Origin of the sequence: Nonomuraea antri (genome assembly GCF_013283785.1) — a bacterium.
GTDB classification, from domain to species: domain Bacteria; phylum Actinomycetota; class Actinomycetes; order Streptosporangiales; family Streptosporangiaceae; genus Nonomuraea; species Nonomuraea antri.
Window position 1 is genome coordinate 1 of the sequence record NZ_JABCPZ010000054.1, and the last position, 14,971, is coordinate 14,971.

Annotated in this window: 13 protein-coding genes and 1 pseudogene; 7 read left to right on the top strand and 7 right to left on the bottom strand. The window is 70.2% G+C overall.

The annotated features are described in order from the left end of the window. Positions 1-667: pseudogene (locus tag HII36_RS19505) on the top strand (hypothetical protein); the annotation flags it as partial. On the opposite strand, the gene HII36_RS19510 reads toward HII36_RS19505, so the two are convergent. Next, positions 664-1,086, bottom strand: coding sequence for a sterol carrier family protein (locus HII36_RS19510; RefSeq protein ID WP_173524688.1), 423 nt, complete (start codon positions 1,084-1,086; stop codon positions 664-666). The pseudogene HII36_RS19505 and the gene HII36_RS19510 overlap by 4 nt on opposite strands. A gap of 159 nt (positions 1,087-1,245) precedes the next feature. On the opposite strand from HII36_RS19510, the gene HII36_RS19515 reads away from it, so the two are divergent. Both HII36_RS19515 and HII36_RS19520 read left to right on the top strand, forming a co-directional pair. After that, on the top strand, positions 1,246-3,282 hold the full coding sequence (locus tag HII36_RS19515) for a PhoX family protein (RefSeq protein ID WP_173524689.1): 2,037 nt from the start codon (positions 1,246-1,248) through the stop codon (positions 3,280-3,282). 52 nt (positions 3,283-3,334) lie between these two features. Then, positions 3,335-5,215 (top strand): ABC transporter ATP-binding protein, encoded by a 1,881-nt coding sequence (locus HII36_RS19520; RefSeq protein WP_173524650.1) that lies wholly within the window; start codon positions 3,335-3,337, stop codon positions 5,213-5,215. Here HII36_RS19520 and HII36_RS19525 read toward each other — a convergent pair. Then, the gene (locus HII36_RS19525) at positions 5,179-6,597 is read right to left on the bottom strand and encodes an MFS transporter (RefSeq protein ID WP_173524651.1); all 1,419 of its coding nucleotides are present in this window, start codon (positions 6,595-6,597) and stop codon (positions 5,179-5,181) included. The genes HII36_RS19520 and HII36_RS19525 overlap by 37 nt on opposite strands. A gap of 72 nt (positions 6,598-6,669) precedes the next feature. Here HII36_RS19525 and HII36_RS19530 point away from each other — a divergent pair, with 72 nt between their 5' ends. Together HII36_RS19530 and HII36_RS19535 are read left to right on the top strand one after the other, a co-directional pair. Next, complete coding sequence (locus HII36_RS19530; protein WP_236003660.1) at positions 6,670-7,338, top strand: TetR/AcrR family transcriptional regulator; 669 nt, start codon at positions 6,670-6,672, stop codon at positions 7,336-7,338. Then, the gene (locus HII36_RS19535; RefSeq protein WP_173524653.1) at positions 7,335-8,081 is read left to right on the top strand and encodes a methylenetetrahydrofolate reductase; all 747 of its coding nucleotides are present in this window, start codon (positions 7,335-7,337) and stop codon (positions 8,079-8,081) included. The genes HII36_RS19530 and HII36_RS19535 overlap by 4 nt, the downstream gene beginning before the upstream one ends. Here HII36_RS19535 and HII36_RS19540 read toward each other — a convergent pair. The 5 genes from HII36_RS19540 to HII36_RS58690 are packed head-to-tail and all read right to left on the bottom strand — an operon-like array spanning position 8,078 to position 12,867. Continuing rightward, positions 8,078-8,398: a type II toxin-antitoxin system PemK/MazF family toxin gene (locus HII36_RS19540; RefSeq protein WP_173524654.1), complete on the bottom strand. Its 321-nt coding sequence runs from the start codon at positions 8,396-8,398 to the stop codon at positions 8,078-8,080. The genes HII36_RS19535 and HII36_RS19540 overlap by 4 nt on opposite strands. Continuing rightward, on the bottom strand, positions 8,395-8,619 hold the full coding sequence (locus HII36_RS19545; protein ID WP_217369698.1) for a hypothetical protein: 225 nt from the start codon (positions 8,617-8,619) through the stop codon (positions 8,395-8,397). Before HII36_RS19545 ends, HII36_RS19540 begins: the two co-directional genes overlap by 4 nt. A gap of 29 nt (positions 8,620-8,648) precedes the next feature. Beyond that, positions 8,649-10,097: an MFS transporter gene (locus tag HII36_RS19550; RefSeq protein WP_173524655.1), complete on the bottom strand. Its 1,449-nt coding sequence runs from the start codon at positions 10,095-10,097 to the stop codon at positions 8,649-8,651. Between the two features lie 55 nt (positions 10,098-10,152). Continuing rightward, entirely contained in the window at positions 10,153-10,815 is a 663-nt protein-coding gene (locus tag HII36_RS19555) for a Crp/Fnr family transcriptional regulator (RefSeq protein WP_173524656.1), read from the bottom strand. Positions 10,816-10,848: 33 nt separating this feature from the next. Then, complete coding sequence (locus HII36_RS58690) at positions 10,849-12,867, bottom strand: adenylate/guanylate cyclase domain-containing protein (protein ID WP_328807786.1); 2,019 nt, start codon at positions 12,865-12,867, stop codon at positions 10,849-10,851. A 202-nt stretch (positions 12,868-13,069) separates the two neighbouring features. On the opposite strand from HII36_RS58690, the gene HII36_RS57920 reads away from it, so the two are divergent. Next, on the top strand, positions 13,070-13,762 hold the full coding sequence (locus HII36_RS57920; protein WP_173524657.1) for a collagen-like protein: 693 nt from the start codon (positions 13,070-13,072) through the stop codon (positions 13,760-13,762). Positions 13,763-13,984: 222 nt separating this feature from the next. Beyond that, positions 13,985-14,917: a collagen-like protein gene (locus HII36_RS19570; RefSeq protein WP_173524658.1), complete on the top strand. Its 933-nt coding sequence runs from the start codon at positions 13,985-13,987 to the stop codon at positions 14,915-14,917. Positions 14,918-14,971 lie beyond the last annotated feature (54 nt).

The window sequence follows — 14,971 nt, forward strand, 5'->3', positions numbered from 1 at the left end:
CACCCCGTCCGGCCACGAGCCGCCGGCCGCCACCGGCCCCTCGCGTTACGAGCAGCCGGGCGCCCCGACGTTCTCCGCCCCCGACGAGCCCACCCCTCCGGCGGAGGGCGAGCCGGCCAGGGAGTACGGCGGCCCGTACGCGGCGCAGTCCCCCGAGGGCAACGTGCCCGGCACCACCCCGTCGAGCCCGTACGGCGGCGCCCCGGGATACGGGCCGCAGCAGCCGGGCCCGCCCGGCTACGGCGCCCAGCAGCCCGGCCAGCCCGGCTATGGAGCTCAGCAGCCCGGCTATGACGGCAAGCCAGGCGCCCCGGGTTACGGGCCGCCCGGCCCGTACCAGCAGAACTGGTCGGACGGCCGGCCGGGCAGCGGCCTGGCCACCGCCTCGCTGGTGCTCGGCGTGGCCAGCCCGTTCCTGGTGTTCGTCTGTTTCACCGGCCTGATCACCGCCATCCTGTCGATCGTCTTCGGCGGCGTCGCGCTCAGCAGGGGCGCGGGCCGGGGCCGGGCGATCGCCGGGATCGTGATCAGCGTGTTGTCGCTGATCCTGTTCGCGATCGTGGCCATCTGGTTCTGGAACGTCGTGCAGGAATGCGGCCAGCTCCCAGGACAGCTCGCCGACCGGTGCTTCGAGGAGAAGTTCCCCTGGATGAACCGGGGCCGTTAGAGCGGCAGGTGCGCCGACAGGTCGGCGCGCGCCCCGCTGGCCGAGACCGCGCCTTTCGCCATGGCCTCGGCCCAGGTCAGCCGGCCGAGCGCGAGCTCGATCCAGGTCTTGGGGTCGGTCTCGACCACGTTCGGCGGGGTGCCGCGCGTGTGTCTCGGGCCCTCGATGGCCTGCACGGCCGCGTACGGCGGCACGCGTACCTCGACCGTGCGGCCGGGCGCGGCGGCGGCGAGCTTGTCGAGCAGGTGGCGCACGGCCTGGCGGCCCGCGTCGCGCTCCGGCTTGAGCCCCCGGTCGTAGGCGGCCAGCACGGCCGCGACCAGCGCGTCGGGCAGCGCGTCGGCCGGGCCGTCGTAGGCGGGCTCGTCCAGTGCGACGAGCTGGGCGTCGAGGGCCGTTCTCAGCTTTTCCCGGTCCATCTTGCGTGGTGGCACCCGACCATTGTCTCCCGAACAGCGTTCATCGAGGCGGAGGTCCTCGTTCACCTGCGGTTTCTTCGGTGACCGTAACGTCCCCGCCGTACGAACGCGCACTTTCTTGGAGGACCTGTGTCGAACCCCAACGGGGACGGCCGGCGCATGCTGCCGCTGCTTTCCACCCCGCACAAAGGTGGCCGATCCGCGCTGACCTGTCAGTTCCGTTGTGGCAACGCGTGCGCGCACGAGGTGTCCAACACCAGCGGAAACGCCTACTTCGGTGACGTGGTCAAGCAGGCGCTGTCGCGCCGCGGCGTGCTGCGCGCCGGCGCCCTGGGCGCGCTGGTGGCCGGCGCCGGGGTGGCGGGCGCGGTGCCCGCGCTGGCCGACGACCCCCAGGCGGCCGCCGCCGAGCCCGAGACCGCCGGCTTCTGGGGACGCGGTGACCTGCGCTTCACGCCCGTCCCGCCGAACAAGGACGACGCACTGCGCATCCCGGACGGCTACCGCTCCTCCGTGGTGGTGCGCTGGGGCGACCCGGTCCTGCCCGACGCGCCCGCGTTCGACTTCGACGCCCAGAGCGCCGACGCGCAGGGCAAGCAGTTCGGCTACAACTGCGACTTCGTCACGCTGTTCCCGATGGGCCACCACCGCGGCCTGCTCTGGGTCAACCACGAGTACAGCGACGAGCGGCTGATGTTCCGCGGCTACACCAACGGCGCGGCGGCCACCGAGGAGCAGATCAGGATCGGCCTGGCCGCGCACGGCGGCTCGGTCGTCGAGGTCGAGCGGGTGCGCAACACCGGCGAGTGGCGTCTGACCACCAAGGGCCGCCGCCGCTACAACCGCCGCATCACCGCCCAGACCCCGATGCGCTTCTCCGGCCCGGCCGCCGGCGGCGCGCTGCTGAAGACCGCCGCCGACCCGGCCGGCACGACGCCGCTGGGCATGCTGAACAACTGCGCCGGCGGCACCACCCCGTGGGGCACGGTGCTGACCGCCGAGGAGAACTTCGACCAGTACTTCGTCAACGGCCCCGCGAACCCGGGCAACGCCCGCTACGGGATCCCGACCGGCGTCTCGTCGAGCAGCCGCCGCTTCGACCGGGTCGAGGAGCGCTTCGACCTGGCCAAGCACCCGAACGAGGTGAACAGGTTCGGGTGGATCGTGGAGATCGACCCGTTCGACCCGGACTCGACCCCGATCAAGCGCACCGCGCTCGGCCGGTTCAAGCACGAGGCCGCCAACACCACGATCGCCCGCGACGGCCGCCTGGTCGTGTACATGGGTGACGACTCCCGCTTCGAGTACATCTACAAGTACGTCTCGAAGGACCGCTACATCCCCGGCTTCGACCGGCACAACCGCAGGCTGCTGGACGAGGGCACCCTGTACGTGGCCAGGTTCACCGGCGACAGCCCGGCCACCGAACTGGACGGCACCGGCAAGCTGCCCTCCGACGGCCTGTTCGACGGCTCGGGCGAGTGGATCCCGCTGGCCTCCGGCACCCGGTCGCACGTGCCCGGCATGACGGCCGAGGAGGTCTACGTCTTCACCCGTCTGGCCGCGGACAAGGTCGGGGCGACGAAGATGGACCGTCCCGAGGACATGGAGCGCAACCCGGTCACCGGCGGTGTCTACGTGGCGCTGACCAACAACTCCAACCGCACCGCGGCCCAGGTGGACGAGGCCAACCCGCGCGCCTCCAACAAGCACGGCCACGTGCTGGAGATCGTCGAGCGGCGCGACGACGCGGGCGCTTCGACGTTCGCCTGGTCGCTGCCGCTGGTCTGCGGCGACCCGAACGACCCGAACACGTACTTCGCCGGCTACGACAAGACCAAGGTCTCGCCGATCTCCTGCCCGGACAACCTGGCCTTCGACCGCGACGGTAACCTGTGGATCTCCACGGACGGCAACCAGCTCGGCAGCAACGACGGCCTGTTCGTCATGCCGGTGCAGGGGCGCGAGCGCGGGTACCTGCGCCAGTTCCTCACGGTGCCGCTGGGCGCGGAGACCTGCGGCCCGATGGTCACCTCCGACCAGCGCAGCGTGTTCGTCGCGGTGCAGCACCCGGGCGAGGTCGACGGCGCGACCCCGGACAACCCGGCCAGCCGCTGGCCCGACGGCGAGGGCGGCCAGCCGCGCCCGTCGGTCGCGGTGGTCTGGCACGGCCGGGGGCACAAGATCGGCTCTTGAGCGGATTTAATCAGTTGACCTCAAGTTAACTTGAGGAACTAGATTCCATGTCATGAGCATGGAAGTGACCGCCTGGCATCAGCTGTATTCGTTGAACAACCAGCAGAAGGAGCGTCGCCCGCTGTCGCGGGCGACGCTCCGCCGCATCGCCGCCTTCGCCCGTCCGCACCGCAGACGCATCGCGTTGTTCCTGGTGCTGAGCGTGGTGATGGCGGCGCTGGCGGTGGTGGCGCCGCTGCTGGCCGGTCAGGTGGTCAACGCGATCGTCAACGGTGACCCGTTCAGCGTGGTCGGCTCGACCGCGGCGCTGATCGCGGGCCTGGCGATCGTCGAGGCCGGGCTCGGGCTGGTGAACCGGTGGCTGTCGGCGGGGCTGGGCGAGGGGCTGATCCTGGACCTGCGCACCGCCGTCTTCGACCACGTGCAGCGCATGCCGATCGCGTTCTTCACCAGGACGCGGACGGGCGCGCTCGTCAGCCGGCTGAACAACGACGTGATCGGCGCGCAGCGGGCCTTCACCGACACCCTGTCCAGCGTGGTGGGCAACCTGGTGACGCTGGTGCTGACACTCACCGTGATGATCGGCATCTCCTGGCAGATCACGTTGCTCGCGCTGTTGCTGCTGCCGGTGTTCGTGCTGCCGGCCCGGCGCATGGGCACCAGGATCGCCAGGCTCAGGCGCGAGGCCGCCGACCACAACGCGGCCATGGGCACCCAGATGACCGAGCGGTTCTCCGCCCCCGGCGCGACGCTGGTCAAGCTGTTCGGCCGGCCCGCGCACGAGTCGGCCGAGTTCGCCGCCCGCGCCAGGCGGGTGCGCGACATCGGCGTGCGCACCGCCATGAACCAGTCGGTCTTCGTCACCGCGCTGACGCTGGTCTCCGCGCTGGCGCTGGCCCTGGTGTACGGCCTGGGCGGCTTCTACGCCCTGCGCGACCAGCTCGAACCCGGCGCGGTCGTGGCGCTGGCCCTGCTGCTGACCCGCCTGTACGCCCCGCTGACCTCGCTGGCCAGCGCCAGGGTGGACGTGATGAGCGCGGTCGTCAGCTTCGAGCGGGTCTTCGAGGTGCTCGACCTGGAGCCGCTCATCAAGGAGAAGCCGGGCGCCCGCGAGGTCCCCGAAGGCCCGATCTCGGTCGAGTTCGACGACGTGCGCTTCGCCTACCCGTCGGCCGACAAGGTTTCGCTGGCCTCGCTGGAGGAGGTCGCCGTCCTGGACAACCGGGGTGGCGAGGAGGTGCTGCACGGGGTGTCGTTCACGGCCGAGCCCGGGCAGATGGTGGCGCTCGTCGGCTCGTCCGGCGCGGGCAAGTCCACGATCGCGCAGCTCCTGCCCAGGCTCTACGACGTCGACTCGGGCGCGGTGCGCCTCGGCGGCGTGGACGTGCGCGACCTGACCGCCGACTCCATCCGCGACACGCTCGGCATGGTCACCCAGGACGGCCACCTGTTCCACGAGACGATCAGGGCGAACCTGCTGCTGGCCCGCCCTTCGGCGAGCGAGGAGGAGATCTGGGACGCCCTGACCAGGGCCCGCCTGGCCGCCCTGATCGAATCGCTGCCCGACGGGCTCGACACGGTCGTGGGCGAGCGCGGCTACCGGCTGTCGGGCGGCGAGCGCCAGCGGCTGACCATCGCCAGGCTGCTGCTGGCCAGGCCCAGGGTGGTCATCCTGGACGAGGCCACCGCGGCGCTCGACTCCACCTCCGAGGCCGCCGTGCAGGCCGCGCTGGGCGAGGCGCTGGAAGGCAGGACCGCCGTGGTGATCGCGCACCGGCTGTCCACCATCAGGGCCGCCGACCTCATCCTGGTGATCGAGGACGGCCGGGTGGTCGAGCGCGGCACCCACGCCGAGCTGCTCGCGGCCGGCGGCCGCTACGAGGAGCTGTACCGCACTCAGTTCGAGGACCCGGCGGTCACGGTGGCGGCGTGAGCGTCGTCCTTCCTGAGCTCGCGCGGGGGACGGCGGAGCGCGTACAGGCTGATCGGGATCCCGGCCAGCACCACCGCCGCCGCGATCACCAGCGTGAACTGGTAGGCGTCGAGGAAGGCGACCAGCGGCGGCTGGTCGCTCGCGCTCTGGCTGGAGGTCATGAACGCGCCCAGCACGGTGATGCCGAGCAGCCCGAACACCTCGCGCGAGACGTTCAGCACCCCTGAGGCCACGCCGGACCTGCCCTTGGGCATCCCGTCCAGGATCGCCGCGGTCAGCGGCACCAGCAGGCCGGCGCCGAGTCCGTACAGCACGAACCAGGGGGCGACGTCGGCGTAGGTGCCGTCGGCGCCGACCCCGGCGAGCAGGTAGATCGCCACCGCCATGAGCGCCATGCCGAGCGCGACCGTGCGCCCCATGCCCAGCAGCGCGCTGACCCGCTGCGACAGGATCGCGACCACGCCCATGACCAGGGCCATCGGCACGAAGGCGGCGCCCGCCTCGGTGGGGGAGAAGCCGAGCACGTTCTGCAGCCACAGGGCGCTGAAGAAGTAGATGCCGAACACGCCGAACGACCAGATGCCCATGGTCAGCAGCCCGCCGCTGAACACCCGGGCGCGGAACAGCGACAGGTCGATCATCGGCTCCGCGGCCCGCGACTCGGCCAGCAGGAACGCCGCCGCCGCCAGCCCCGACACGCCGAACGCGGCCAGGATCTCCGGCGAGGTCCAGCCCGCGGCCTCGCCCTCGATGAGCGCGTACGTCAGCGCGAACAGGCTCAGCGCGGAGGTGAACAGCCCGGGCAGGTCGAGGCTGTGCCGCACGCGGGCGAGGTCGGGACGTACCGCCCACAGCGCCAGTCCGAACGTCACCACGCCGATCGGCACGTTGATCAGGTAGATCCAGCCCCAGTGCAGGTGCTCGCTGATGAACCCGCCGGTCACCGGCCCGAGCGCCATCGACAGCGCCCCGGCCGAGCTCCAGATGCCCACCGCCCGGCCGCGTTCCGCGGGGTCGGGGAAGAGCTGGGTGATCAGCGCGAGCGCGGTGGGGGTCAGCAGCGCCGCGCCGACGCCCTGCACGGCGCGCGCGGCGATCAGCAGCGACCCGCTGGTGGCCAGCCCGGCGGCCAGCGAGGCGAACGTGAAGACGGCCAGGCCGGACAGGAACACGCGCCGGGCGCCGAAGACGTCGGCGAGCCGGCCGCCGGCCAGCATGAGGCCCGCGAACACCAGGATGTACGAGCTGACGATCCACTCCAGGCCGGAGATGGTCAGGCCGAGCTCCCGCTGGATCGTCGGGAGGGCCACGTTGCCCACATTGTTGTCCAGGTACGTCATGAAGGTGCCGAGTGTCACGGCCCCCAACGCCCACCAACGCATGAAATTTCCTCCTATACGCCGTACTTGTACGTCGTATAGTTGAACTTGTACGGCGTATAGTTGTCAACCGTGATGGGAAAGCTGACCGCGCGGTCGATCGTGGAACGGGCGCTGGAGATCGGTGACACCGACGGGATCGACGCGGTGACGATCCGGCGTCTGGCCACCGACCTGGGCGTCACCCCCATGGCCCTCTACTGGCACTTCAAGAACAAGGACCAGCTGCTCGTCGGCATGGCCGACCACCTGATCGCGGACTTCGTGCCGGAGCCGGCCGACGAACGTCCCTGGCAGGTGAGGTTGCGCGAGCTGACCGTGGGGCTGATCGGCACCCTGCGCGCGCATCCGTGCGCCAAGGCCGTGCTGGAGCAGGTCGACCAGACGGCCGTGCCGAACTTCCTGGCCGTATGGGACCTGGCGCTCGGCCTGGCCCGCACCGCCGGGTTCGACGTCGAGGAGAGCTGCCTGATCTCCAAGTACCTGCTGACCAGCGTGATCGCCATCGCCGACGCGCCGGTGCACTTCCAGTCCGCGCACACCCCGGCGGAGATCGCGGAGCTGGTGCGGGTGAAACGGCTCGGGCTGCAGTCGCTGCCGGTGGAGAAGTATCCGCACCTGGTGGAGATGGCCACGCCGATGGCCGGCGCGCTCGACCCCGGCCTGTACGACTCGTTCGGCGTCGAGCTGGTGATGAGCGGCATAGAGGCGCTGGCGGCGAAACGTCTAGAGTCGGGGGCATGACGTTCGAGCTGGTATGCGAGATCGAACCACCGACCGCGCCCGATCTGAAGCACGTCCGACACCAGATCGGCACGCTCAGCACGATCGCGCACTCGTTCCTGATCCCCGACAACCACATCGGGCGGGCGACGGTGTCGAGCGTGGCAGTCGCGCACGAGGTGCAGGCCATGGGCGGGCGCGGCATCGCCTGTCTCAACTCCCGTGACCGCAACCTGCTGGGCTTCCGCCGCGACCTGCTCACGGCCGCCGCGTACGGGGTCGAGAGCTTCCTCTTCGTCTACGGCGACAAGCCGACGAGCGGCAACCGGACCAGCGACCTGACCGTGCGCTCCATGATCGAGGAGGCCAGGGCGTTCTCGCCGGGCTTCCGCGTCGGCGCCGCCGCCGCGCTGCGCCCGCTGCCGGCCTGGAAGCGGTCGGCCGACTTCCTGTTCTCCCAGGTCAGCTACTCGGTGGAGGCACAGCTGCGGTGGCGCGAGTCGCAGCCGGTCGACGTGCCCGTCTACGCCGGCGTCATGGTGCTGGCCAGCGAGAACCACGCCCGCCGGCTGGCCGCCGCCATCCCGGACATCGACATCCCCGAGGACCTCGTCAGGCGCGTGTCACTGGACCGGATGGCGGGGGTGGCCGCCGCCTGCGAGCAGGTGCTGGCCATCCGCGATTCCGGCGCGTTCGCCGGCGTGCACCTCGTCCCGGTCTCCCGCTACCGCGACGTCGAGGCCCGGCTGGCGACCGCGCTCTAGATCAGGCCGAGTCTCAGCATCAGCGCACGGTCGAGCTCGGCGGCTTCGTGCGCTTCCAGCGCGCCCTTGAAGTCGCCGAGTCTCGATTCCGTGATCGAGTAGATCTGGTCGGTCAGAATGCGCGACTTCCTGCCATCGAACTCGATCTCAGGCCGGTAGATGGCGGGCCCCGCGCTCGTGGACGTCAGTGCCACGGTTATCGTGCTCGTGCAGAAACGGTCCGACTGGATGATCACGGCGTAGCGACGACCTTGCTGCTCGTGTCCTTGTGCACCTGGAAGCGCTTTGATCTCGTAGATCGCGCCTCGGAATATCACTCGGAAACGCCCATGAAGCGCTGGATGGCCAGCATCTCGCTCTGGTCGTCAGGGTCGTTCCGCAACCGGTCGGCATCGGCCGCCGCCTGCTTCAGCAGCATTTCCTTGTACGTGTGGAGTATGGCGTAGCGCACGGCCTCGGAGCGGCTTCGTGTCTCTCCCGCGAGCGCACGAAGGGCGGTTTCCATCGCCTCATCAGTGCGGACATTGAGCGTTCCCATGGAATGAGTGTAACACGTTTTGTAATACGTCACCGGCGTGGCCGGCGGGCCAGGGCGGCCAGTACGACGCTCGCCACGGCCACCGTGAACAGCACCGCGTACGCCCGCTGGAAGCCGTCCATGAGCTGGCCGACCGCCACCGGCGACAGCTCGGCCAGCGTCGCGGCGTACACCTGGGCCCGTAGTTCCGGGCCGACCGAGCTGGTCAGGACGCTGAGCGACAGGCCGACGCTGAGCACCACGCCGATGTTCATGATCATGACGCGGAACCCGTTCACCACGCCCAGGCTGCCGCTCGGCAGCGCGCGCATGACCAGCGTGGTGTTGCCGGTGAGGAACGTGCCGCTGCCGCAACCGGCCACGAACAGCCCGATCCCGATGATCCAGTACGGCGTGGCCGGGTCGGCGGTCAGCATCAGCGTGCCGAGCCCGAGCGAGGTCATCGCCGCCCCGCCGATCGACACCGCGTACGGCGACACCTTCCGCCCGAGCGCCCCGGCGATGGGTGAGGCCAGCCCGATGCCCAGCGGCACCGGCAGCACGCTCAGCCCGGCCTCGAACGCGTCCAGCCCCCTGGCCGCCTGGAAGTAGAGCGCGACCACCAGGATCAGCGCCGAGCGGGCCAGCGCGTTGCCGAACGAGGCCAGGTTCGCGCAGGTCAGCAGCCGTCCGCCGAACAGCGTCAGGTTCAGCACCGGGTTCGGCGCCCGCCGCTCGGCCAGCCAGATCAGCGGCAGCAGCACCAGGAAGGTGGCCGCGCCGGCCAGCACGATCGGGCTGGACAGCCCGCCGGAGCCGGCCTCCGACAGCGCCAGGATCACCGCGGACAGCGCGGCGAACAGCAGCACGTTGCCCAGCGCGTCCACCGGTTCCTTCGGCCTGGTCGGCATCCTGCGCAAGGCCAGCGCGCCCCAGCCGAGCGCGATCACCCCGGCGGGCACGTTCACCCAGAAGATCCACTGCCAGCCCGCGGTCTCCGCGATCAGGCCGCCGACCGTGGGACCGGCGAGCTGGGCCACCGACAAGGTCCCGATGTAGACGCCCATGCCCTGGCTGAGCCGTTCGGGCGGGAAGGCGTCGGTGATGAGCACGGTGCCGTTGGCCAGGATCATCGCCCCGCCGACCGCCTGCAGCACCCGCATCCCGATGAGGAACCAGACGTCGGGGGAGAGCCCGGCCAGCAACGAGGCGACGGTGAACAGCGCGAACCCGGTGAGATACACCCCGCGCCGGCCGAGCAGGTCGGCCACGCGGCCGAAGAACACCAGGCTCGCCGTGCTGACCAGCAGATACGACAGCAGGATCCAGCCGGACTCCAGCGGGGACGCCGAGAAGTGCCGCACCACGGTGGGCAGCGCGACGTTCAGCGTGCTGCCGGCGATGCCGATGAGGATGAGCCCCAGGCTGACGACCGAGCAGACGCGCCAGGCATAGCGGAGTCGGAGGCGGCTGTCTTCTTCGGGGGTGACCGCGACCATGACTCCCACTATGACGTACGACGTACGTCCGCTTTGTCCCAGGGGGTGCCGCCCGTCACCTGGCGCGCTTGCGCAGGCCCTCCAGGTCGTGGATCACCACGCGCCGCCGGCCGGTCTCGATCAGCCCGCGGTCGCGCAGCGTGCGCAGCGCCTTGCTGACCGCCTCGCGGGAGGCGCCGGTCCAGCCGGCCAGCTCGTCCTGCGACAGCGGCAGCGCCACGCGCACGCCGCTGTTGGTCTGCTCGCCGTAGCGGTCGGCCAGTTCGAGCAGCCGCGTGGCCACCCGTCCCGTCGTGTCGAAGGCGCCGTACTCGATCCGCTTCCTGTCCGAGTCGCGCAGCTTGCCGGTGATGAGCTGCATGAGCAGGACGGCCACCCGCCCGTGCGTGGCCAGGAACGCCGGGAAGTCGCGCACCACGATGCCCGCGATCGGTTCGAGCGCGGTCACCGTGGCCGAGCGCGGTGACCCGTCGACGGCCGACATCTCACCGATCAGCGCGCCGGGACCGCGCACGGCCAGCACGACCTCGGTGCCGCTGGTGGTGTGCGACGACACCTTCACCCGGCCCTCGGTCAGCAGGAGCACCCAGTCCGAGGTGTCGCCCTCGGTCATGACGGTGGTCCCGCGCTCCCAGCGTCGCGGCCGTCCGGCCGCGCGCAGCGCGTCGATCTCTTCGGGGGTGAGCAGGGTGAGGAACTCGCCTGGCTCTGCGTCCATGCCGCCGATTATGGCCGCATGAGTTAGGTCCTTCTATTGCATTCCAGTCAATACGTAAGCGGCGACCTGCTCTTCCTTGCCCTTGAGGTTGAGCCTGCCCAGCGGGTTCACCGTGACGCCGCGGCCGAGCTGCTTGAGCGTCGTCTCGCCGATCACCACCGTGCCCGGCTCGGCCAGCGCCTGGAGCCTGGCCGCCACGTTCACGCAGTCGCCCATGGCGTTGAAGCCGCGCAGCTCCGGGCTGCCGATGTTGCCGACGAGCGCGGGCCCGGTGTTCACGCCGACCCGGAACGTGGGCCACTGGACGTCGTCCACCCGCTTCCAGGCCATCTCCTCGGCCACCTCCGCCGCCGCCAGCTGCATGGCCAGCGCGGCCTGACAGGCGGCCCTGGCGTGGTCGTGCTGCGTGGCCGGGGCGTTGAACAGGGCCAGCAGCGCGTCGCCGACGAACTGCACGATCGTCCCGCCGTTGTTCAGAATGCAGGGGACGGCCGCCGTGTGATACCGGTTCAGCATCTCGACGATCTCACCCGGCGTGACCTGCTCGGAGAACGTGGTGAAGCCCTTGAGGTCGGCGAACAGCGCGGTCAGCTCCTTGAGCTGGCCGCCCAGCTCGGCCTGCGCCGGATCGGCCAGCAGGCGGTTGGCCACGTCGGGGGACATGTACTGGCGGAAGAGCGTGTCGAGCTCCTGGTAGAGGCGGGCGTTCTCCAGGCAGATCGACAGCTGGCCGGCCAGGGTGGCGGCCAGCGCCTCGTCCTGGTGGCTGCGGCCGACCGGCACCTCCAGCACGCCGGCGAGGTGGCCCTTGACGGTGAGCGGGAAGGCGAGCAGGTGGTCACGCCTGATCGGGGTGTTCCCGGTGAACCGGTACTCGCGTGAGCCGATCTGCGTCCTGCCCTCCGACACCAGGCCGATCCTGACGTCGCCGTACGCCTGGCGCACCCGGTCGAGCGCGCTGGACAGGAGCTGGTTCTCCGGCAGCCCGACCCGGGTCTGCGCGCTGACGTCCACCAGCGCGGACAGCCGTTCCGACAGCTCGCGCTCCCTGGCCAGCGCCTGCCCGGCCCGGTCGAGCACCGCCGCCTGGCCCTCGTTGAGCTGGAACTTGCCCGACAGGCGGGTGGCCGCCTGCGGCTCGCCGTTGCGTACGTGGTCGACCAGCTCCTCCAGGGCCTGGTCGTACTCCTGCCTGATGCGCGCAACCGTGGTCGACAACGTCACCGAGTCGAACAGCCCCGCGCTCGACCCCTCACGCCTGAACTGCAGGTACGCGCTGTAGGCCACGAACACGAACGCCAGCGTCAGCAGGACGTGCCACTCCCACCAGCTCAGATGCCAGTTCAGCTGCGACATGCCGGCGATCATGGCCTCGGCCAGCAGGGCGTAGGCGGTGATCAGGCTGATGAGCATGGCCGACGGCCGCCGCCGGTGCAGCAGGAACATCATCACGCTGGCCGCCCCGTACAGCAGCAGGCCCGGGATCGAGGCGTAGGCCAGCCAGTTCACCGGCGACGCCAGCGGCGGCAGGCTCAGCGCGGTCAGCCCCGGAACCAGCGACGCGACACCCCACGCCAGCATGACCCCGACCAGCGCGGCCCGGACGAAATGCTGGTACTCCAGCACGGCCGCGGCGGCCCGCGCCCCCAGCGGCAGTGCCGAGGCGAACGCGAATGCGGCCGCGATCGTCAGCCCGGCCTGCTGGCCGAGGTCGAACCCCAGCGACCCGGTGGGCAGGAAGATGCGCGGCGTGGCCAGCCCGTGCAGCAGGAAGAACCCGGCGCTGCTCAGGAACACCATGGACACCAGGAACAGCCGGGCGTCCTGCCGCCGCCGCGACGCCTCGCTGATGAGCGTGCCGAGCACCACGTTGATGCCGGCCACGACGAGGATCATCCAGAAGTGACTGGCGTTGTGCTGCCAGACGACGTTCAGCTCCACCTGGGCGAGCAGCAGCCACAGCCCGAGCATGGGCACGGAGAGATGGATGGCCCAGACCACGGCCCGCACTGGCTGCCTGGCCGGAGGAAGGTAAGGGCTGGGGGACGGCACAGACCCGATTATGCACGCGAGATCGGCCCCGCCAATGCGTCGTTTTACCTACATGGGCGGGCGAAGCCCTCAATACGATCATCAACCCTGAGCTTCGTGACGATCGCGTTATGCGACTCCTGTCATCCGGCCGGGTGACTCGCACGTGAACCTCATATTCATCCCCCGCAACACGTGTTCCTCTGGAAGGAAAGCCGTGGCCATGAAGGTCCGCGGTGGGCGTACGCTCACCCTCGCCACAGTTGGAGCGCTGGCCGCCTCGCTCCTCGCCATCGGTGGCGTCGCCACCGCCTCGTCGGCCTCGAACGAGGTGCATGCCTGCGTGCACAAGAAGACCAGGTACACCCGCATCGTCAACCCCGGTACGAAGTGCCGCAAGACGGAGGAGCGGATCGTCATCGGCGGGTCGACCGGCGTGACGGCCGGCGTCCAGGGCCCGAAGGGCGACACCGGCCCGCAGGGCAAGCAGGGGCCCCAGGGCGTTCAGGGTCCGAAGGGCGACACGGGCGCCACGGGCCCGCAGGGTCCGCAGGGCAAGCAGGGCGTGGCCGGCCCTCAGGGTTTGAAGGGCGAGAAGGGCGATCCGGGCAAGAACGGCATCGACGGCAAGGACGGCGTCGACGGCAAGAACGGCCAGGACGGCAAGGACGGCAAGGACGGCCAGGCCAACGTCAAGGTCTACAACAAGCACCTCACGCTGGGCGGCGAGGGCAAGCACGTCCTCGCGTGCGACGGCACCGACCTGGCCACCGGAGGCGGTTACGCGCTCACCAAGATCAGCGCTCGGGTGACGATGAGCGCGCCGCAGTCGACCACCGAGTGGACCGTCTCGGTGGACAGCATCGGCAACAGCTCGGCCGGCAGCATGTACGTGGTCTGCCTGAACAAGGGCTGATCCAACCGAACGAAGGGCCGATACGAAGGCGTATCGGCCCTTTCGTGTGCTCGCGGTGGGTTTGACACACCTGTGTGGACAACAATCCGTCAACCAGGTCAGTAACGGAATGCGTCGTGACAAATACGTTACGTAGTTCCTGTCACCCTTTGGAACGGTTCAAACGTGAATCACATGAACAACCTCAGCAACACCCGTTCCTTTGGAAGGAAAACCGTGGCCATGAAGGTTCGCGGGGGGCGCACGCTCACCCTCGCCACAGTCGGAGCGCTGGCCGCCTCGCTCCTCGCCATCGGTGGCGTCGCCACCGCCTCGTCGGCCTCGAACGAGGTGCACGCGTGTGTGCACAAGAAGACCCGCTACGCCCGCATCGTCAACCCGACGACTCCGTGCCGTAAGACGGAGGAGCGGGTCGTCATCGGCGGCGGCACGAGCACGGGCGTGACGGCCGGGGTGCAGGGTCCCAAGGGCGACACCGGGCCGCAGGGCAAGCAGGGTCCGCAGGGCGTCCAGGGTCCGAAGGGCGACACCGGCGCGACCGGCCCCAGGGGCGCCACGGGTCCCCAGGGGCTCAAGGGCGAGACCGGCCCGCAGGGACCGCAGGGTCTGAAGGGTGAGGAAGGCAAGCAGGGCCTGCCCGGCAAGGACGGCACGCCGGGCAAGGATGGCACGCCGGGCAAGGACGGCACGCCGGGCGCCAAGGGTGACAAGGGCGACCGCGGCCTCCAGGGAATCAAGGGCGACGACGGCGATCGCGGCCCGCGGGGTTTCCGGGGTGAGAAGGGCGACGACGGCGATCGCGGCGAGCGCGGCGAGCGCGGCCTGCAGGGTCCTGCCGGTCCCCAGGGCCCGAAGGGTGACCCGGGCACGGGCGGCGGCTTCACGATCTACTCCAATTTCGCGTCCCTGAGTGGGCTCGGCTCGGTCAAGGCCTCCTGCAAGAGCGGCGACTTCGCGACCGGTGGCGGCTTCACCTTCGGCACGCTCAAGAACGCGGTCGTGATGAGCAGCGTGCTCTCCGGCGTCGACGGCTGGACCGTCACCGTGGCCAAGGACGACAACGGCAAGGGCAACGATGACGAGGACAGGCATGGTGGCGACAACGGCACCAGCGTCAGCGGCTCCGTGTACGTGGTCTGCGTGAAGAAGGCCTGATTCACGAAAGAGGGCCGGTACGGATCCCCGTACCGGCCCTCTTCGTGTTTCGTG

Bases quoted from the DNA above. Each gene is read 5' to 3' on its own strand.
- HII36_RS19510 (WP_173524688.1), bottom strand. From the start codon at position 1,086: ATGGACCGGGAAAAGCTGAGAACGGCCCTCGACGCCCAGCTCGTCGCA.
- HII36_RS19530 (WP_236003660.1), top strand. From the start codon at position 6,670: ATGGGAAAGCTGACCGCGCGGTCGATCGTGGAACGGGCGCTGGAGATC.
- HII36_RS19515 (WP_173524689.1), top strand. From the start codon at position 1,246: ATGCTGCCGCTGCTTTCCACCCCGCACAAAGGTGGCCGATCCGCGCTG.
- HII36_RS19555 (WP_173524656.1), bottom strand. From the start codon at position 10,815: ATGGACGCAGAGCCAGGCGAGTTCCTCACCCTGCTCACCCCCGAAGAG.
- HII36_RS19545 (WP_217369698.1), bottom strand. From the start codon at position 8,619: ATGGGAACGCTCAATGTCCGCACTGATGAGGCGATGGAAACCGCCCTT.
- HII36_RS19570 (WP_173524658.1), top strand. From the start codon at position 13,985: ATGAAGGTTCGCGGGGGGCGCACGCTCACCCTCGCCACAGTCGGAGCG.
- HII36_RS19535 (WP_173524653.1), top strand. From the start codon at position 7,335: ATGACGTTCGAGCTGGTATGCGAGATCGAACCACCGACCGCGCCCGAT.
- HII36_RS19525 (WP_173524651.1), bottom strand. From the start codon at position 6,597: ATGCGTTGGTGGGCGTTGGGGGCCGTGACACTCGGCACCTTCATGACG.
- HII36_RS57920 (WP_173524657.1), top strand. From the start codon at position 13,070: ATGAAGGTCCGCGGTGGGCGTACGCTCACCCTCGCCACAGTTGGAGCG.
- HII36_RS19520 (WP_173524650.1), top strand. From the start codon at position 3,335: ATGAGCATGGAAGTGACCGCCTGGCATCAGCTGTATTCGTTGAACAAC.
- HII36_RS19550 (WP_173524655.1), bottom strand. From the start codon at position 10,097: ATGGTCGCGGTCACCCCCGAAGAAGACAGCCGCCTCCGACTCCGCTAT.